Origin of the sequence: Azospirillum canadense, from assembly GCF_025961225.1 — a bacterium.
GTDB lineage: Bacteria > Pseudomonadota > Alphaproteobacteria > Azospirillales > Azospirillaceae > Azospirillum > Azospirillum canadense.
Window position 1 is genome coordinate 607,339 of sequence record NZ_JAOQNG010000003.1, and the last position, 18,207, is coordinate 625,545.

The 18,207-nt window shown below is 66.4% G+C and carries 13 protein-coding genes and 1 pseudogene; 9 read left to right on the forward strand and 5 right to left on the reverse strand.

Annotated elements, in window-relative coordinates; genetic code table 11:
• Window positions 1-50 precede the first annotated feature (50 nt).
• The 3 genes from M2351_RS21080 (at window position 51) to asnB (ending at window position 4,421) form a co-directional block, all read left to right on the forward strand.
• Window positions 51-889 (forward strand): IS5 family transposase gene (locus M2351_RS21080; protein WP_264658014.1). Its coding sequence is split into 2 segments (ribosomal slippage): window positions 51-426 and window positions 426-889, totalling 840 coding nucleotides; the frame shifts between segments, so codons are not numbered across the junction.
• A gap of 335 nt (window positions 890-1,224) precedes the next feature.
• Complete coding sequence (locus M2351_RS21085) at window positions 1,225-2,088, forward strand: IS5 family transposase (protein WP_264658015.1); 864 nt, start codon at window positions 1,225-1,227, stop codon at window positions 2,086-2,088.
• A 401-nt stretch (window positions 2,089-2,489) separates the two neighbouring features.
• Window positions 2,490-4,421 carry an asparagine synthase (glutamine-hydrolyzing) gene (gene asnB / locus M2351_RS21090; RefSeq protein WP_264658016.1) on the forward strand — a complete coding sequence of 644 codons (1,932 nt, stop codon included), beginning with the start codon at window positions 2,490-2,492 and terminating at the stop codon, window positions 4,419-4,421.
• Between the two features lie 620 nt (window positions 4,422-5,041).
• Here the strand turns inward: asnB and M2351_RS21095 are convergent.
• The 4 genes from M2351_RS21095 to M2351_RS21110 all read right to left on the reverse strand — a co-directional run bounded on the left by M2351_RS21095 (window position 5,042) and on the right by M2351_RS21110 (window position 9,499).
• On the reverse strand, window positions 5,042-5,692 hold the full coding sequence (locus M2351_RS21095) for an SRPBCC family protein (RefSeq protein WP_264658017.1): 651 nt from the start codon (window positions 5,690-5,692) through the stop codon (window positions 5,042-5,044).
• 20 nt (window positions 5,693-5,712) lie between these two features.
• Entirely contained in the window at window positions 5,713-6,000 is a 288-nt protein-coding gene (locus tag M2351_RS21100) for a YybH family protein (RefSeq protein ID WP_264658018.1), read from the reverse strand.
• A 388-nt stretch (window positions 6,001-6,388) separates the two neighbouring features.
• Window positions 6,389-8,488 carry a sensor histidine kinase gene (locus M2351_RS21105; RefSeq protein ID WP_264658019.1) on the reverse strand — a complete coding sequence of 700 codons (2,100 nt, stop codon included), beginning with the start codon at window positions 8,486-8,488 and terminating at the stop codon, window positions 6,389-6,391.
• A gap of 207 nt (window positions 8,489-8,695) precedes the next feature.
• The gene (locus M2351_RS21110; RefSeq protein ID WP_264658020.1) at window positions 8,696-9,499 is read right to left on the reverse strand and encodes a DUF6675 family protein; all 804 of its coding nucleotides are present in this window, start codon (window positions 9,497-9,499) and stop codon (window positions 8,696-8,698) included.
• 368 nt (window positions 9,500-9,867) lie between these two features.
• On the opposite strand from M2351_RS21110, the gene M2351_RS21115 reads away from it, so the two are divergent.
• The 5 genes from M2351_RS21115 to M2351_RS21135 all read left to right on the forward strand — a co-directional run bounded on the left by M2351_RS21115 (window position 9,868) and on the right by M2351_RS21135 (window position 16,482).
• Complete coding sequence (locus M2351_RS21115; protein WP_264658021.1) at window positions 9,868-12,768, forward strand: PAS domain S-box protein; 2,901 nt, start codon at window positions 9,868-9,870, stop codon at window positions 12,766-12,768.
• A gap of 126 nt (window positions 12,769-12,894) precedes the next feature.
• Complete coding sequence (locus M2351_RS21120; RefSeq protein ID WP_264654291.1) at window positions 12,895-14,094, forward strand: IS256 family transposase; 1,200 nt, start codon at window positions 12,895-12,897, stop codon at window positions 14,092-14,094.
• 397 nt (window positions 14,095-14,491) lie between these two features.
• Window positions 14,492-15,460: an IS5 family transposase gene (locus M2351_RS21125; RefSeq protein WP_264658022.1), complete on the forward strand. Its 969-nt coding sequence runs from the start codon at window positions 14,492-14,494 to the stop codon at window positions 15,458-15,460.
• A 42-nt stretch (window positions 15,461-15,502) separates the two neighbouring features.
• Window positions 15,503-15,682: a hypothetical protein gene (locus tag M2351_RS21130; RefSeq protein WP_264658023.1), complete on the forward strand. Its 180-nt coding sequence runs from the start codon at window positions 15,503-15,505 to the stop codon at window positions 15,680-15,682.
• A 245-nt stretch (window positions 15,683-15,927) separates the two neighbouring features.
• Complete coding sequence (locus M2351_RS21135) at window positions 15,928-16,482, forward strand: hypothetical protein (protein WP_264658024.1); 555 nt, start codon at window positions 15,928-15,930, stop codon at window positions 16,480-16,482.
• 180 nt (window positions 16,483-16,662) lie between these two features.
• Here the strand turns inward: M2351_RS21135 and M2351_RS21140 are convergent, their stop codons facing one another.
• Window positions 16,663-17,379 carry a transposase gene (locus M2351_RS21140; protein ID WP_264658025.1) on the reverse strand — a complete coding sequence of 239 codons (717 nt, stop codon included), beginning with the start codon at window positions 17,377-17,379 and terminating at the stop codon, window positions 16,663-16,665.
• A 78-nt stretch (window positions 17,380-17,457) separates the two neighbouring features.
• On the opposite strand from M2351_RS21140, the pseudogene M2351_RS21145 reads away from it, so the two are divergent.
• Window positions 17,458-17,897, forward strand: a pseudogene (locus M2351_RS21145) (IS3 family transposase); the annotation flags it as partial.
• Window positions 17,898-18,207 lie beyond the last annotated feature (310 nt).

Sequence of the window (18,207 nt, forward strand, 5' to 3'; positions counted from 1 at the left end):
GGTCTTCCGGCGCCTGTTGGAGGGGATCAATCCCGCTCTGGAGGCCCGCCATGTGGACGCCGCAAGATCGTGTCCTGGTCGGTGATTTTGGCGCCGGTCAGGCGCTGTCCGATGAGCAATACCGCTTGCTGGCGCCGCTCATCCCGCCCGCCAAGCCCGGAGGGCGGGCACGCTCGGTGGACATGCGCCGCCTGTTGGATGGGCTCTTTTACGTGGTGCGGACCGGCTGCCAGTGGCGGCACCTGCCACCGCCTCCCGCCTTCCCGAAATGGCAAACGGTCTACTGGTACATGCGCCTGTTCCAGCGTGACGGCGTGTGGGAGGCGATGCGCCATCACCTCCTGACGATGCTGCGCGAACTGGAGGGACGGGAGCCCAGTCCTTCCGCCGCCATCATCGACACGCAAAGCGTGAAGACGACCGAAAAAGGGGCCCGCGTGGCTACGACGCGGCTAAGAAGGTCTGGGGGCGCAAGCGCCACATCGCGGTCGATACCTCGGGTTTGCTGCTCGGTGTCCTCGTCCACGCGGCCGACGTTCAGGATGCCGACAGCGCCGGCGAACTGCTGACACGGATCAAACGCCTGTACTGTTGGCTGCGGGCCGTCTTCGCCGACAGCATCTATAACCGGATGCCGGTCATCCTCGCCTGCTTCCGGCTCGGGCTGACCCTGATCATCGTCCGGCGGATCACCGGCGGCGGTTTCATCCTCGTTCCGCGCCGGTGGGTCGTCGAGCGATCACTCGGGTGGCTTGGGCGGTGGCGGCGCTTATCGAAGGACTACGAGGAACTCCCGGAGGTCTCCGAGACCATGGTCACCCTGGCCATGATCCGCCTCAGGCTCCACCGCCTCGCCCATCCAAACCGCAAGCGCCTGCCCCCGCCATGACCTTCTCAAACGGGCTGTGAGTCACGAGCTGTGCCACACCAGCGGCACACACAAAGGCATGAACCACGGCGACTCGCGAGAATAACGGGAGCGTCTGGTAAGCGGTTGAGAACGGTTCTTGCGGCTTCCAGAAAACGACCCGGTTCCAGTTATTCTCGCATCTGCCCTTTCTGGGCGTCGTCGGCTACAGCCGCGTCCTTGAGAGCTTGTTTGTAGCCTGGCCGCGCCACCCCGTGCTGACCAAAATGCTACTTTAATCTGAACAGAGGATTTGCGCTGGGTGGACGGTCTGGTAGGGCTGTGGCCGTCATCCACCGCCATCAGGGCAGCAGTTTATGGGCACCGCCGTTCGTCCCGCAAGCACCGCTCCGACGTCCTGGGACGCGTTCGCCGATGTCGACGCCTTCGTCGATGAGGTCCTGGCGGAACTGGCCACCGTGACGGCGGATGGCACTCGACCCAACCGCGTCGGGCCGAAGCCGGCGCTGACCGGGCCGGCGTTGCGCAAGGCGATTATGGCGATCTGGTGCGTGTGTTTTTGCGGCATGCCATGGCGCGCCATCGGCCAGCTCTCCGGCTTTCCCTTCGGCACCTTGTACACGCTGTTCGCCCGCTGGACGCGGCTTGGGCTGTGGCGCCGCTTGCTCGACCGGCTGCGCCGGACGTGGCGGCTGGCCTGCGGCGACACGGCGGAGCCGAGCACCGTCGTGATCGACAGCCGGACCTGTCGCTCGGCCCCGAGTTGTTTCGCCCGCGGTGTCGATGGCGGCAAGAAGGTCCGCGGCGTGACGGTCCACATCGCCGTCGAGAAGTACGGCACCCCATTGGCGATCGACGCTTCACCGGCCAATGTGCACGACACCAAGGGCATCGTGCCGGTGCTGCGCCAGTTGGCCGGGCGCGGCTTCCAGGGGCCGGCTCTGGGTGACCTCGGCTACCGCGGCGAGCGCCTGGCCAAGGCCGGGGAGGCGCTCGGGATCACCGTCAAACCGGTCGCCCGCGGTCGGAACGGGACCTTCATTCCGGCCGGAATTTGCTGGGCGGTGGAACGCTCTTTCGGATGGCTCGTCCTCTATCGCCGGTTGAACACGGTCGTCGAGCGGACGAAGGAGCCCCTCGTCGCCTTCATCGAGATCGCCTTCGTCTCGATCCTCTCACGCCGCCTCAAACGGCTCGCTGCCGAGACCGTCAACGCATGACAGCTACGAACAAGCTCTGACTTTCATGCGCTATGGCCAAAAGGAATCGTTTCGCTTCCGCGCTGACGCTCATGGTCCCTCCTCATGCTGGTCATAGTCCGGCCGGTTTGCCTCCGGTTTCTCTGTGTCAACTCAACAGGCGAGGAATGCTGGGCCTTTGGCAGGATACGGAAATTTGCTGCAGAGCAAAACCAATCGCGGGGGATTACCCCCGACGCGTCATTCAGTCAACTATGGTCGCAAAAAAGAACAAGACTCGTTGAATTCAGCATCAGTGCTTCCGCACATATCCGAGATTTCTTGAGCCTGTGGTTGAATGGCAGGAAGGGCCGTAACGACGGCGAGCGGTTTCCTGCTCCGGCGTGTCCCGGACGCCGCCGCCCATGCGGGAGGGTCGCGGTTTGTGCGGAATAGCAGGCATCGTCGCCCGGAACGGTAAGCTCGACCTGAGGGCGCGCATCCGCGCCATGACCGACGCGGTCCGCCATCGCGGCCCCGACGGAGAAGGCCACCACATCGACGGCCGAGTGGCGCTCGGCCACCGCCGGCTGGCCATCCTCGACCTGTCCGCAGCCGGCCATCAGCCGATGGTGTCGACCGACGGACGGCGCCTGATCACCTTCAACGGCGAGATCTACAATTTCCTTGAACTGCGCGCCGAACTGGAAGCGCTTGACCACCGCTTCCGCTCCCGCACGGACACCGAGGTGTTGCTCGCCGCCTATGCGGAGTGGGGAACCGAGTGCCTGTCGCGGCTCAACGGCATGTGGTCCTTCGCCATTCATGACCGCACGCGCGACCTCGTGTTTGCGGCCCGTGACCGCTTCGGCGAGAAGCCCTTCTATTACGTGCGGACCGAAGACGCTTTCGCCTTCGGCTCGGAGATCCGCCAGCTGCTGCCGTTCCTCGGCGCGGTCCGGGCCAACGCGCCCAGCGTTTCGGAGTTCCTGCTGACCGGTACGCTGGTTCAGTCAGCGGACACCTTCTTCGACGGCGTGCACAGCCTGTTGCCGGGGCATTGCCTGACCTATGACCTGAAGACCGACGCGCTGTCGATGCGCGGCTATTATGACCTCGCGCAGCGCGTGGCGGAGCCGACGGACGGCGACCCGGTTGAAGACTACCGCGAGCTGTTCGAGGAGGCGGTCCGGCTGCGCCTGCGGTCCGACGTGCGCGTCGGCACTTGCCTGAGCGGCGGGCTGGACAGCTCCAGCGTGTCGCTGCTGGCCGCGCGGATGCACCACGCGGCCAGCGGGTCACCGTTCGGCGCGATCACCGCCGTCAGCGAGGATGAAACCAACAGCGAAGAGGGGTACGCCGCGGAGGTGGTGCGGGCCGGTGGGCTGGATTGGGTCAAGACCAAGCCGACCTACGAGGATCTCACCGAGCTGCTGCCCCTCGTCGTCCGCCACCAGGAAGAGCCGTTCCCGTCGCCGTCGATCTGCATGCAGGCGGCGGTCATGCAGGCGGCGCGCCGCGCGGGCATGGTGGTGCTGCTGGATGGGCAGGGGGCGGACGAAAGCCTGCTTGGCTATCACCGCTACTACGCGGCCTGCGCCATGGCGCTGTGGCGGCAGCAGGGCACGCTCCAGACGTTCGCCTGGATGAACCAAGTGACCCGCAACAATACGCGTGTCGGGCCGCTTCACTTGGCGGCCCTTGTGGCGCGCGACCTCCTGCCCCAGGCGCGCTACTGCCAGTACCTGCTGCGTGCCCGCCATCTGGCAGCGCGCCCGGCGATGCCCGACTGGATGTGGCGGCTGGCGCGGGGCTGTTTCGACCTGCGCGCGCTGCAGGTGCTGGAAGTCACCACGACGGGGCTGCCGGCGCTGCTGCGCTATGAGGACAAGAACGCGATGGCGTTCGGCATCGAGACCCGCTTGCCGTTTCTCGATCACCGGCTGGTCGAGCGCGGCATCGCGCTTGGCCCCGGGCTCAAGATGCGGGACGGCTGGACCAAGTGGGTGCTGCGCAAGGCCATGGACGACGTCTTGCCCACCGACATCGCTTGGCGGCGCAACAAGATCGCCTTCGCGGCGCCGGAATCCCTCTGGCTGGCACGGCACGCCGACGTGATGACCCGCACGGTGCTGCGCTCGCCGTTGCTGGCCCGCTTCTGCAGCCGCAGGAGCTTGGCGGACCGGTACCGCCGCCTCGACCGTCGCAGCCAGTGGCGCCTCTATAGCCTGGCGCTTTGGGAGGAGGAATTCGGCGTCGTGTGCGACGAGGTCGCGGAGCCCCGCCTGCGCCCCGCGCTGGCGTGTTCAGCCGTCTTGGGGCTTGCTCTGGATGTGCTCCCGGCTGCCGCATGGACGGCGACAACCGCTTTGTAGCGTTCGCGCCGACGAGGGATGAGCTGTCGCAGGACGGTGCCTTGCGCAAGAGGGCTCCCGTGTTGGACGCCAATCGGCGTACTCTTACGCTGACGCTTTGGGCGTTGAGCAGGCGGAGCGCCGCGCCGGTCCAACAGAATGTCGAGCGGCGTCCACAGGGAGCGCCGCCCTTGACACGACTTCCGATTGGGCGGCCGCTCTCTATTAGAGGTTGCCGCCGAGTGGATCGTCGCCGCATGACCACTGGTCCAATCGGATGTTTCCCGATACGCTATGAACGCCCCAAGGATTGAGGCCTTGGTAGCAGAATCACCTTGGCCCGCCGTCGTCTCAGTCACGGCGGGCTTTTCGTGTGAGCCTCCCAGTCACGTCCCGTTGAATCGCGCGAGCAGACTGCGACGTCGTCGCCGGCCCCTGGACCGTACCCGACAACGTGTTTCCTTTTCTCCCGTAACGCCGACCGCGGCCATCGACGAGATAGGAAACAGCCGACTGCGGCACAGGCCTCGCGCCAGGTGTATCTTCGCCGTCCAACGTTGTTCACCGGCATTGGGCGAGAAGGGCCGGTCGCCACCGGCCGTGACACGCCTCACAGGCAGATGATGGACCAACGGCCGATATCAGGGCCGGGCTCGCTCCATTGCCATGTCGTCGCGGGCTCCCTCGGCTGTGGCGTTCTCCGGCACCGGTGATTCCAGGATCTGCTTAAGGCGGCGCACGGCCGATTGCGCTTCCCGGCGCATCCGCCGGCGCATCAGGACGACGTCGAGCACGGCGAGCCAGGGTGTCGCCACCGTGTAGGCCAGGTCGCGCACGAACACCGTCTCCTCGCCGCGTTCGGCCAGTCGGTACGTGATGCTGGCCTGGCCCTCGGCATTGGCCGCCTCGATGCTCCAGAGGGTGGGGGCATCACACCCGGTGACGCGCCAAATGGCGCGGCCGGGCCGGCCGGCCACGACGAAGTCCTCCACGACCTCCTCGCCGGAACGGAGCGAATGCCCGGCCTCACCGGACACCGACCGCGAGGCGGGATGCCACGCCGGCCAGTTCGCCGGCGTGGTGACGTAGTCGAACACCAAGGCGATCGGGCGACGGATGGTGACCGTGGTGACGATCCGGGTCATGCAGCACCCAATCAACGCGTGTGAAGCCGTTTCGCCGGCCGGGCTCAGTATGGCGGCGGAGGTCCGTCCCGGTCCGACCGCCGGGAGATCGGTGTTGCGGATGCCCGCGGCGACGCGCCAGCCCTCACCGGTGCGCGTCCGGACCACAAGGGACTTGCCGCGGTCCGTCAGTCGTCCGACGTCCTGGTTGGACTTCCTTCTCCACGGCCATATCGGCCTCCCCCGCCACACCGATGCGGGCAGGACCGAACGTCGGGAACAGGTTGGGGCAGGGCGAAGAGCGGCGTCCAGGCCGCCACGATCACATCGCGCCCGACCCAGGCCTCGGCGTTGGGCAGCATGAAGGAGGCGTCGGGCGTGTCGAGGGCGGCGATGCCGGCCCCATCGTGGGCGCGGACTTCGGTCAACCAATTCTCGACGATGGCACGGATTTGCCGATCGGCTTCGGCGGTCATGGCTGCCTCCCCTTGGTCGGGCTTGGATGATCCTTCGGCCGCAACGGGGACGTAAGCAGCGGACCCGCGGCATCGGATCGCTGCATACCAGTTCCTCCCCAGCGGTTGCGGCCTTCGTGCACCGCGTGTTGGCGATCATTACGTCAGCCAAACTTTGCCGGATCAATACGGAACTCAGTGCAATCGGGGTACATCTCACCGATCTCCAGTCCCTCGACCATGCAGGCGGCAGATCCGCTTCAAAGCCCACTGTGCTTTTCGCGCCAGCCGAGGCCGTGTCCCGGTACGTGGTGTCCGAGGCGTGCGGCTGGCCGGCCGGGGCTGTGATGCCGACCGCTTTGGTGCGAACGTCACCGCCTTTCGAGGCGATCGACCAACTCAGCCCGCTTTACAACACCGTGTCTGCCGCTGCCTTCCAGGCCGGGCGGCTGTGAGGCTTTACGACTTCCGGATCGAACGCCAGGATCCAGCGCACACCATCCGGCTCGAAGAGAAGCTGGGAGCTGCCGTTGAGTTGGACCCCGATGAGCCGGTCGAGAAGGCGACAGCCAAAGCCTCGGTGCTGGGGCGGCACGACAGCAGGGCCGTCGGACTCCTTCCAACCGAGCTGATAGTCGTGGTCCAGTGCCATGACCCGGATGTCGACCCGGCCCTGTGGTCCGGCAAGGCTTCCATATTTCGCGGCGTTCGCTGCCAACTCGTGGATCACGATCGCCAAGGACAGTGCGGTTTCCGGCCCCACCACGAGATCATCGCCTCGCACATCGAAACGTTCCGGGTCCGACACGCCAAACGGTTTCAACATCCCGCGAATGAGATCGAGCAACCCCACACCGGACCATTGCGTCGCGTTGAGAAGATCATGCGCGCGGGACAGCGCCATGAGGCGGTCTTCAAACGCGCCGAGGTACTGGTTCATATCACTCTGGCCGACCGCTGCCTGACGAGCGAGGGATTGCACGTTCGCCAAATTGTTCCGAACGCGGTGGTTGAGTTCTTTGATCAGCAACCGCAGGCTTTCCATGGAGCGCTTTTGCTCCGACACATCACGGATGATGCGGATTGCGTACTTGGGGTGGCCAGCTGCATCGCGCACCATCGAGCAGGTCACTTCGATCCAGAACTCCTCTCCATTCTTCCGGATGTACCGTTTTTCCAGTCTGTAACTGGCGCGTTCCCCAGCCCAAAGCTGCTGGTACAACTCACGCTGCTGTTCACGGAACGCCGGGTGTGTGAGCCGGTACAGATCGAGCTGGAGCAGTTCATCGACGTTGTAGCCGGTCAGCGCCGCCATGCATGTGTTCACGCGCAGGAAGCGCCCCTGTTGATCCGTTTCGGCAATCCCGACCGGGGCGTGCTCATAGGTCGCTCGCAGGCGCTCCTCACTGTCACGAACACGCGCCAAGGCCTCGTCCCGCTCCCTCTCGCGGGTGGCCAAGAGCGATGCGACGCGGTCGAGTTCGATGATGCCCGAGACGAATTGAGCCGGATGCGGTCCTCGCCGCATCGGCAGTTCTGCGAGCCGATACAGTGGCCGGGTGATGCCGCGGGCGACCCGCGCCGCCAGCAGCAGGCCGACCAGAAGCACCCCCGCCGCCGCCGCGGCGACCAGCCCCGCCAGACTGCGGAACGGCGTTACCACCGTCTCGCGGGGAACCCCTACGACGACGCTCCAACCGGTCAAGGTGGAGCGGACAAAGTTGCCATAAACGGCCCGCCCTTCGAGATCGACCGCCTCATACCACGCCTCCTCGTCCGCTCTCGCCGACGGCTCGGTCATTCTCGGATTTCCGGGCTGGCCGATGAAGCGGGCGGCGTCGCGGGAACGCGCGGCAATGATGCCCTTGCGGTCGCGCACGGCCACCGTCCACTCCGGCGGAAAGTTTTGGCTCCGGATCACCTTCCCAAGCGCCTCGGGCGTGATGCCCATCGCGAGCACATAGGTCAAGCGCCCCACCACGAACACAGGCACCTCGACCGACAGAATCGGACGCTGTTGGACCGCGGCGATGGTCAGGTCAGAGATCTGCGGCCGGCCGGTCGCTACGACGCGGTTCAAGGTTTCCAGGTCGGTCCGCCGTGGCAGAGGCTCTCCAAAGGCGAGGTTGGTGGTGACGAGCTGCTGGCCGGTGGTGTCGAGCAGCACGATACCGACCCCGCGCTTTTTCACCGCTTCCATGATCTGCGCATGGAACGAGCGCAGGTCGCCCTGCTGCAACGCCGGCGAGGTCGCCAGCACCTCCAAGGAGACCTCGGTTTCGGAAATGTACCGATCCACCGCCTGCGACAGAGCGTCGACGCGTTCACGCACTTGGTCCTGGAGGATTCGGCTTTGGGCTTGCACAAACTGATAGCTCAGCACCCCCGCAAACGCTGCCAGCGGCAGCGCACAGGCCAGCACCAACAGCATGAGCCGCGTGCGCAGAGAGGTACCGGCCGTGACCTTACCAGACAACCCGAAGCCCTCGGTGGTTTCGACTCTCAACATACAGCAACCGCGCTTACTGGAGCCACCACGTCAGCCATGGGACAAATACAACCTGTAGTTCGAGTGCTTCAAGTTACTCCGCTCCCAAAGCGAGCGTTGCACGACAGCAACATTACTCAGCGGCCGCGGGCTTCAATCAACGACTTTGCGGCTAGTTCTTTCGGCTAAAGTTGCCGGGCCAAGCGTCTGCGTTTGGAAAGCTTCTGTTCAACGCGCTACGGGTGGGTCGCGGTCGGTCGGCACACCAGCCAGGAATCGATAGAAGGCGACGGCGCGATTCACATAGAATCGTTCATGCCCGCCAGCGAGGCGGCTTGCCCCAGCGCCGGCGCGGAGCAAGCCGTAATAGGCCCACGTGTCCGATGATCGACGTTCCAGGGAATGGAAGGATTGGAGATCGCCCGGCCCGAACAGGGTGATCACGAACAAGTCGATCGGGCTGACATTCTCGACGGTGAACCGGACCGCATTGGGCCCGGCCTCCAGCACACGGATGCGGAAGGTCACGGGGCCGGAGGAGCGGCTGTCCGTCTGAACAAAGAACAGGTCGCGGCCCGCGCTGATGTCGGCTGGCGTGAAGTCCCGTCGCGGGGCTCCCCCCGGCCCGCTCAGGGCGGTGGCCGAGGTCACCAGCGGCTGCCAGGCTTCGTCGCTGACGGACCAGTACCGCACGCCGGTCAACGTGGAGATCGCTCCGACACGCGCAATCAGCCCGTCCGGTCTGCCTCCCAGCCCCGGGACCGCGGTGCGGAAGGTCGCGGCAACGGTGACAAGCACTCGGTCGCGGTCAGCGCTCCCTCCCGTGCATGGTGGCGGCTCCCAGTTCCTTTGCGGTGCATTCTCACTCCAGACGCGCACCGATGGCGGCTGGCCGGGTGGCGCATAGGCTGGCACGGGCACCTCCTCGCAGGGAAGGACGGGCACGGTTTGCGCCTGAGCGGAAGGGAAAAGTGGCATGACCATGAGCATGAGGGGAAAAACAGCCATCAATGCTCGCCGCACATCGCGCATCGGAAGGCCTCGCCGGAGCTTATGGTGACACGCTGAAAGCGAAAATCGGCAATACAACGCGTGGCCAGCTCCGTTGGGCACATGGACCGTCATGGCTACCGCGGTGGCCGGTCAGATTGATCAGATGACTGGGTGGTCGTCCCCGTCCGCCGGACGATCCCAGCCGACCAGCGGGGTCCCGCGGCGAAACCCACCCGGGGGCCGGACCGCGGCGGTTGCGCCAAGCTCTGCACGGAGGGGCCCACCACTCCGTCGGTCGTGGTCGCTTCCCAACCCTGAGGCGGACGCGACCGTGACGAGATGTGCACCATTCGGTTGTTTGCACAGTGCCAAAACAATCGGCCCGCCGCCATCCATCCTGGGTGCCCATGAGCCTTCTTCACCGCCTGACGCTTTTGGTGCTGCTGGTTTTGCTGCCCACCGTGGGCATCGAGGTGTGGAACCAGGTCGAACTGCGCCACGCGCGGGAAGCCGACGTCCATCAGCAGGCCGCCCGCACGCTGGCGCTGGTCGAAGCCGAGCACGTCCGGCTCGTTGAAGGCATCCGCCAGATCATGCTGACGCTGAGGCAAACCCGGCCGGTGCGCGACCACGACTTTTCCACCTGTCAGAGCCTGCTGGACCGGCTGCGGTCCGATTACCCGGAGTATCTCGACGTCTACGTCATAGACCAGGCCGGGGTCGTCCGCTGCGCCACCGACACGCGCAGCCTCGGTATCTCCGGAGCCGATCGGCCTCACGTGCGGCGTGCCCTGGAGACACAAGACTTCGTCGTCGGCGAGTACGTGGTTCGGCGCTCGGATCAGAAGCCGGTCCTGCCCTTCGCGCTGCCCTACCACGGCGCCGACGACCGCCCCGCCGGAGTGTTGGTCGGCGCGCTCGACATCCGCTGGCTTGAGCAATACCTCGCCCACGCGCCTCTGCCGCCGAACACGTCCGTCACCATGATCGACCGGAGCGGCATCGTCGTAGCGCGTGCCCCGGAGCGTCCAGGCGTTGTCGGTCACGGGGCCCCGGAATCGTATCGGCCGCTTCTTGAGGCGCATGAGCCCGGCACGGCGGACATGCTCGGTCTCGACGGGGTGCCGCGCATCATGGCGTACTCGCCCTTCACGACCGGGCAGAAGGGGCTGCTGATCACCGTCGGGATCGACCGGGCGGTGGCGTTTCAGGGCATCGACGATGCCATGGTGCGCTCGCTGGCGCTCGCCGCGGTCGTGCTGGCGCTGAGCTTGCTGGCGGCCTGGTGGGGCGGTCGGCATTACCTGCACCGGCCGATCGCCGCGTTGATGGACGTGACGCGCCGGTGGCGGAACGGCGACCAAGGAGCCCGAGCGGGCCTGCGTGGCCGCTCGGAGATTGCAGGCCTTGGGCAAGCCTTCGACGCCATGGCCGATGATGTCGAGCGCCACGCCCGCGAGCGTGAGCACGCGCTGGCGGAGACCCGCCAGGCCGAGGCACGGCTGCGCGCCATCGTCGACACCGCGGTCGACGCGATGGTGGTCATCGACGAAGCGGGGATCATCCAGTCGTTCAACCCCGCGGCCCAGCACATCTTCGGCTATGCCCCCGAGGACGCCGTTGGGAACAACATGAAGATGCTGATGCCGGAGCCCGACCGCACCCGGCACGACGGCTACATCGGCAACTACCAACGCACCGGCGAGCGCAAGATCATCGGCATCGGCCGCCAGGTGGTGGGACGCCGCAAGGATGGCTCGACGTTCCCTCTCGAACTGGCCATCGCCGAGTGGCGCGTGGATGGGCAACGCTTCTTCACCGGCATCATGCGCGACGTCACCGAACGCCACGAGGCCGAACACCGCCTCCAACGCAGCAACACGCTGCTGGAGACGATCATCGAGGGCATTCCGGATCCCGTCTTCGTCAAGGACCGCGAGGGACGCTTTCTGGTCGTCAACGAGGGCACCTGCCGCCTGTTCGACAACGACCGGAGCCAACTTCTCGGCGCGCGCGACCGCGACTTCTCCCCGCTCGACGTCGCCGCGCGCATCGAGGCCATGGACCAGCACACCATGCAGACCGGCGAGGTCACGGTGCTCGAGGAGGAGGTCTTCGACTTGAAGCGCCAGGAACGGCGCTTCTACCTGAGCACCAAGGCGCCGCTGTGCGATGCCGCCGGGACCGTCATTGGTCTGGTCGGCATCGGCCGCGACATCACCGAGCGCAAGTTCGCGGAGGACGACCTGCGGGCGGCGAAGTCCGAGGCCGAACGGGCCAACGTGGCCAAATCCAAGTTCCTTGCCGCCGCCAGCCACGACCTGCGCCAGCCGGTGCAGTCGCTGGTGTTGTTCCTCGGTGTCTTGAAAGAGCGTTTGGCCGGAACGCCGTCGGCGGACATGCTCGTCGCCATGGAGCAGGCGCTGGACGGGCTGCGCATGTTGCTGAACGGGCTGCTCGACGTCTCGCGGCTCGACGCCGGGCTTGTCGTTGCCAATCCTCTGGCGATGCCGGTCAGCCCGCTCCTCTCCCGCCTGGCGGCGGAGTACGAGCCGCGGGCGAACGGCAAGGGGCTGAGCTTCCGCATCGTGGACAGCGACGCCGTGGTGCACAGCGACCCGATCCTGCTGGAGCGCATGCTGCGGAATCTGGTGGAGAACGCCGTGCGCTACACGGAGCGTGGCGGTGTGCTGGTGGGAGCGCGGCGCCGCGGTGACCGGCTGCGCATCGAGGTGGTCGACACCGGCATCGGCATCGCCCCGGAGCGACAGGACGAGGTCTTCGAGGAATTCTTCCAGGTCGGGAACCCGGAGCGCGACCGCGGCAAAGGGCTGGGGCTGGGGTTGGCGGTGGTGCGGCGCCTGGCCCGCCTGCTTGGGCATGACATCAAGGTGCACTCGATTCTCCGGAGCGGCTCGACCTTCACCATCGAGGTCCCGGTGGCCAGCCCGACGCCGCTCGCCGTCGCGACGGAGCCGTCCGCTTCCGCCGCCGCTGGCGGCTTGGTGCTGGTGGTGGATGACGAGGAACTCGTCCGCTTTGGGCTCCAGGCCATGGTTGAGGGCTGGGGCTACCGAGTGCTGGCTGCGGGCTCTCTGGCGGAGGCGCTTCAGGTCCTGGGCGGCGGGGAGCCGCCGGACGTCCTTCTGGCGGATTACCGGCTGCGCGCCGCAGAGACCGGACTCGACGTCATCCGGGCGGTGCATGGGCATCTGGGCGCCCGCATCCCGGCCGCCATCGTCACCGGCGACACCGCTCCCGAGCGCCTCGCCGAGATCGCGTCCCACCGCGTGGTGTCTGAGGCGTGAGGCTGGCCCGCCGGAGCGCTCCCCCATAGCTGGCGCAGGCGGGCCGGCCGTTCGGGAGCGGCGGTCACCGTGTTCTTCGGCTAAGTTGAGGTTGCTTAACGACCATCAACCAAGACGGAGACCACGATGACCGAGGACAGGATCGCTCTTCAGGAGCTGATTGGGAAGAGCGCCGATGCCGACTTTCTGCGCGAGATGGTCGGCTTCGCCGCCCAGCGCCTGATGGAGCTGGAGGTGGAGAGCCTGTGCGGCGCCGGGTATGGCGAACGCAGCGAGGACCGCCAGACCAAGCGCAACGGCTACCGGGAGCGGACCTGGGAGACGCGCGCCGGGGCCATCGACCTGCGCATCCCCAAGCTGCGGCGCGGCTCCTACTTCCCGGCCTTCCTGGAGCCGCGCCGCACCGCGGAGAAGGCGCTAATCGCGGTGATTCAGGAGGCCTACGTGCAGGGCATCTCGACGCGCAACGTCGATGATCTGGTCAAGGCGATGGGCATGACCGGCATCTCCAAGAGCCAGGTCAGCCGCCTGTGCCAGGACATCGACGAGCGCGTGCAGGCGTTCCTGAACCGGCCGCTGGAAGGCGACTGGCCCTTTGTGTGGCTGGATGCGACCTACGTGAAAGTGCGCCAGGACGGCCGCATCGTCTCGCTCGCCGCCATACTGGCCATCGGCGTCAACAGCGATGGCCGGCGCGAGGTGCTGGGGCTCGGCCTCGGGCTGTCGGAAGCCGAGACCTTCTGGACCGATTTCCTGCGCACCCTCACCCGCCGGGGCCTACGCGGCGTAAAGCTGGTGATCGCCGATGCGCATCTCGGGCTGAAGGCCGCCGCTTCCAAGGTGCTGGGCGCCACACTTCAACGCTGTCGTGTTCATTGCATGAGGAATCTCCTCGCCTGCGTCGGCAAGGCGCACCAGACGATGGTCGCGGCCACCATTCGCACCGCCTTTGCCCAGGAGACCGCTGAGGCGGCGCATGAGCAGTGGCGCCGGGTGGCCGACAGCCTGCGGCCGCGCTTTTCCAAGCTGGCGGCGCTGATGGACGAGGCGGAGTTCGACGTGCTGGCCTACATGAAGTACCCCAAGGACCTGCGCACCAAATTGCACAGCACGAATCCTCTGGAGCGGCTGAATGGCGAGATCAAGCGGCGCACCAACGTCGTCGGCATCTTCCCTGGCGAAGGGGCGGTTGTGCGCCTCGTCGGCGCCTTGCTGCTGGAGCAGCATGATGAATGGGCGGTGGCCCGGCGCTACATGACCATGGAAAGCCTGGCCGAGCTGTGCCACCCTCACACCCCTGATCCGCTGTCCATCGCAGCGGAGTAGACCGGCGGCCTCAACCCGCCGAAGAGCACAGAGGCCCCCTCAGACACCACGCCTCGGGGCACGATCCTCGCCGAGGCGCAGGCCGGTGGGTACCGCCTGCTGCACAAGCCCGTCGCCGCCGGGGAGCTTCGGCAGGCCGTAGCTGATTTGATGGCGCAGGCCCACAGCCGCTTCGCGGCGGTGGCCGGAGGAAACCCGCGCGCGCTGCACCCCGCGCCCCCATCAAACCAGGCCGACTGAAGGCGGCGTTTCGGCGGCGCCATTTGGCCGCGAGGGCGCTCACGTCCTGGTTCCGGACCACCGACGGCGGGAAGCGCTCTCGGGCCTTGGCCGGGCTGTTGCACGGATGGGGCTGATGCCGTAGGCCATGGCTCCGCCTCCGTTCAGGTTCCTGGCCGTGCCCTACAAAGCGAACGCTGCCCGCCGTCACCACATCACACGACCGAAGCGGCGCGTGACCAATTGGGCCGCTTATGATGCGGCCTTGCGTCAGCGCGGCAGCCTCACCGTCTGGGTGAGCGACGAGGCGGTCGCGCGGTGGAAGGCGGTGCCCCGTACCACACCGGGTGGTCAGCCCCACGACTCGGACTTGGCGATCACGACGGCCTTGATGCTGAGGGCGGTGTTCCGTCTGGCGCTGCGCCAGACCGAGGGGCTGATCGGTTCCGTCTTGCACCTGCTCGGGCTTGATCTGCCGGTGCCGGATCACTCCACCATCGCGCGCCGCGCCCGGACGGTGACGCTGCCCTCAGCACCGCGCTCGAGCGGCGCGCCCATCCACCTGCTGGTGGACAGCACCGGGCTGAAGCTGTGTGGGCCGGGCGAATGGCTGATCGAGAAGCATGGCACCAAGAAGCGGCGCTCCTGGCACGCCTTGCACATCGGCATGGACGCGGGCAGCGGCCGGATTGTCGCCGCCACGCTGACCGGGCGCGGCGTCGATGACGCCTCCCAGGTCGGCCCCTTGCTCGATCAGATCGCCGGACCGGTGGCCTCGCTGACCGGGGACGGCGCGTATGACCGGAGCGGCGTCTACGCGTCCGTGCACGAGCGCCATCCCGAGGTCGCGGTGGTGGCGCCACCGCGCAGCGATGCCGTGCTCAGCGACACCGCCGCGACCGTGCCCACCCAGCGTGACCGCCACATCCAGATGATCGCGCAGCAGGGCCGAATGGCGTGGCAGCGGGCCAGCGGCTACAACAAGCGGGCGGGCGTGGAAAGCCAAATGGCGCGCTGGAAGGGTCTCCTCGGCGAGGCGCTGCCCTTCCACTGTGACGCGGCGCAGGCCACCGAGGTCGCCATCGGCGTCGCGGTCCTCAACCGCATGATCGACCTTGGACGCCCGAACTCTGCCCGCGTCGCCTGATTACCAACGGGGCTGGGGCAATCTCTTGCTCAGTTCACCTCGATGCAACACGCCGACGCGCGGGCCAAAGCGGAGGCGGCGATCGCGCGCTACAAACAGGTCATTGGCGACCGCCTGCGCACCCACAGCGACGACGGGCGGCGTACCGAGCTCATGATTGCTGCCAACCTGCTCAACCGAATGTTCGGTTTGGCACGCTCGAGCTATGTCCGCGCTTCGTGAAAAGACGGGGGACATGGGCTCGGTCCGTCTCTGCTCGCCTTGATGCACCACGGTGCCGGATTGGGAAACAAAACTTCACGTAACTCGCGCCGTAGGTGAGGGGCATAACTGCAGAGGGTCCCCGTTCGCTTACGCTTAGAATTCGAGGTGCGGAAGCCCGTACTCAGAACGCGGATAACTTGAGGAGATACCCGATGCATGAAGCATTTGCGCCCAGTGGGCTCGTCTTGCCGGAGCAACCGGCCATGACCTCGCTCGGCTTCCAGATCTACCAAGCGAACGTAGAGCAATGGACCCAGCTTACGAACCCCGGCCCCCTGTCGTTCAGCGGCACGGCCGGCAACGATGCCATCCTGGGCTCCACCTCGTGGGACTGGCTCTCCGGCGAAGCTGGCAGTGACTATCTCGGCGGCGGGCTCGGGGGGGACATCCTCTACTCGTCCTTCTGGAGTGCGGACACGCCGGGCAGCTTCAACGTGCTTGAGGGCGGCGCCGACAACGACGCCGAGTACGGCGATAGGGGCATGGATCTCTTTGTCTTCGGCACCGCAAGCGGGCAGGACGTCATTCACTATTTCGATCCCACTCAGGACTACATCGTGATCGAAGCGGGTGCAAACGGCAGCAACCTCAACTCGGCTGCCGACCTTGCGGGCTGCATCTCCGACAGGCCCGAGGGCACCTTCATCGATTTCGGAGCCGGAAACAGTATCACGCTCGTAGATACTCCCTCGTCCGCCTTGCTCGATGCGAACTTCCTGTTCGTCGAGGTGACGGCGACCGGGCCCGCCTTTGTCTGAGCGCAACCCTGGCCAGCTGCGCCGCGCTGGAGCTTGTCGAATGGGATCCGGAAATTCCCGCGGTGGGAATCGGGAACCGTCACCTCGTTGAGGCTGGCGGCCCGGAAGTCTCGCGCGAAGCCGCCCGGCTTGGGAGGAGAGGCGTCGATCATCGCGGGGCGGTTGGAACTTCGCCAAGCGTCATGTCGGCTCCGCCTCTCGCACCAGCCCTTGTTCTTTGGCGCGGTCCAGCAGGTTCTTCACCGACGACCGGCTCCAGTGCAGACCACCGCGTGGCGTTGCTCTGGTGCACGGAGGCAGGAGGACGAAGTACTGCTCTGTTTGCTTGATCGTCAGGCGGCGCGGACGGATTCCGCGCCGTCCGAGGTCGAGCATGCGGTTAAGGACGTGGACGGCAATCTCGGTTTCGACCCGCTGTGCCGGTCGGGAATGGGCCTGCAAGGTGTCGCCGATGATCCGCCTGTAGCGACTGATCGCCCCTTCGACCCCGGCATTGGAGTTGTAGCCCGAGCATTTTTGCCAGCTCATGCGCCCCTGCTTGGCGATGGCCTGGAGATGCCGGTCCCGCTGGGTCGGAGCGGTGTCAGCCGACGGGCTGGAGACCGCCGTGGAGCGTGGCGGCACGACAACCGCAGCCTCCGGGGAGTGTTCGGCCACACCATCGTAAACTCGATCTTGGTTGTAGGTGCCGTCGGCGATGATGACGGCGAGCGGACCGTCGATCTGGTCGAGCAGGCGGCCGAGTTCAGCAGCATCGTTGACTTCCTTGCTGGTCAGGGTCGAGGCGACGATCGTGCCGGTGGCGGCATCGACACCCGGGTGCAACTTCTTCCAGGCCCGGCGGCGCTGAGTGCCATGCTTCTCGACCAGCCATTCACCCGGCCCGCTGAGCTTCACGCCGGTCCCTCTGTGCCAATAACCGTGAGACATCGGCTCCCCTGAAGTTTAAGCTCGAGGGCGTAGGAAATTCATTGCGTGACCATGCCCAACAAGACGCCCCTGCCAGCCACCGTATCGGACGGTCTTCTTGACGCCGGTGAGAAGCCGCGGGTTGTTGCCGCGCCTGCGGCAGTCCCCCAGAGATGTCGGCGCGTCCGAAGCGTCGAACCTTCACGGCGGCGGAGAAGCTGAGGATCCTCGCCGAGACGGATCGGGCGGCGGACACCGGCGGGATCGCCGCCATTCTGCGGCGGCAAGGCCTGTACTCGTCGGCCCTGACCGACTGGCGCCGACAGCGCGATGCCGGCGCCTTCGAGGCGCTGAAGCCGCTCAAGCGCGGGCCGACAGCGCCCCCCGCCACCCCGCTGGAGGCGGAGTTGGCCAAAGCTCGTCAGGACATCGCCCGGCTCCAGCGCCGCCTGGAACGGGCCGAGGCGGTCATCGAGCTTCAAAAACGTATGGCCCGCCCCGTCGGCAAGCGGTTTCTGATCCAGCGCTGAAAGTCTGCCCCAACGTATCCGGCCTCGGAGCACAGCTCCCGGCCCAGATGGAGATCCGCGCGGTCCGGTCCTCATAAAAGTCACGGCATCGACGCGCCGCATTTTGAACCAGGTTTCCGGGCCGCCGTTCGACTGTTCAGGCCATCTCGCTCAACCACCCGCAGACATCACCGTCCGGGACGATCGGCCCCGGACAATTCTATCCCTTCCGCCTGACCCCATCCGGCATCCGATGGTGGAACAGGGCGCCTGGAGGTCGTCCCTGGTCAAGCCCGCAGCCGCCGTA

Bases quoted from the DNA above. Each gene is read 5' to 3' on its own strand.
- M2351_RS21085 (WP_264658015.1), top strand. From the start codon at position 1,225: ATGGGCACCGCCGTTCGTCCCGCAAGCACCGCTCCGACGTCCTGGGAC.
- M2351_RS21100 (WP_264658018.1), bottom strand. From the start codon at position 6,000: ATGACCGCCGAAGCCGATCGGCAAATCCGTGCCATCGTCGAGAATTGG.
- M2351_RS21105 (WP_264658019.1), bottom strand. From the start codon at position 8,488: ATGTTGAGAGTCGAAACCACCGAGGGCTTCGGGTTGTCTGGTAAGGTC.
- M2351_RS21110 (WP_264658020.1), bottom strand. From the start codon at position 9,499: ATGCGCGATGTGCGGCGAGCATTGATGGCTGTTTTTCCCCTCATGCTC.
- M2351_RS21115 (WP_264658021.1), top strand. From the start codon at position 9,868: ATGAGCCTTCTTCACCGCCTGACGCTTTTGGTGCTGCTGGTTTTGCTG.
- M2351_RS21120 (WP_264654291.1), top strand. From the start codon at position 12,895: ATGACCGAGGACAGGATCGCTCTTCAGGAGCTGATTGGGAAGAGCGCC.
- M2351_RS21130 (WP_264658023.1), top strand. From the start codon at position 15,503: ATGCAACACGCCGACGCGCGGGCCAAAGCGGAGGCGGCGATCGCGCGC.
- M2351_RS21135 (WP_264658024.1), top strand. From the start codon at position 15,928: ATGACCTCGCTCGGCTTCCAGATCTACCAAGCGAACGTAGAGCAATGG.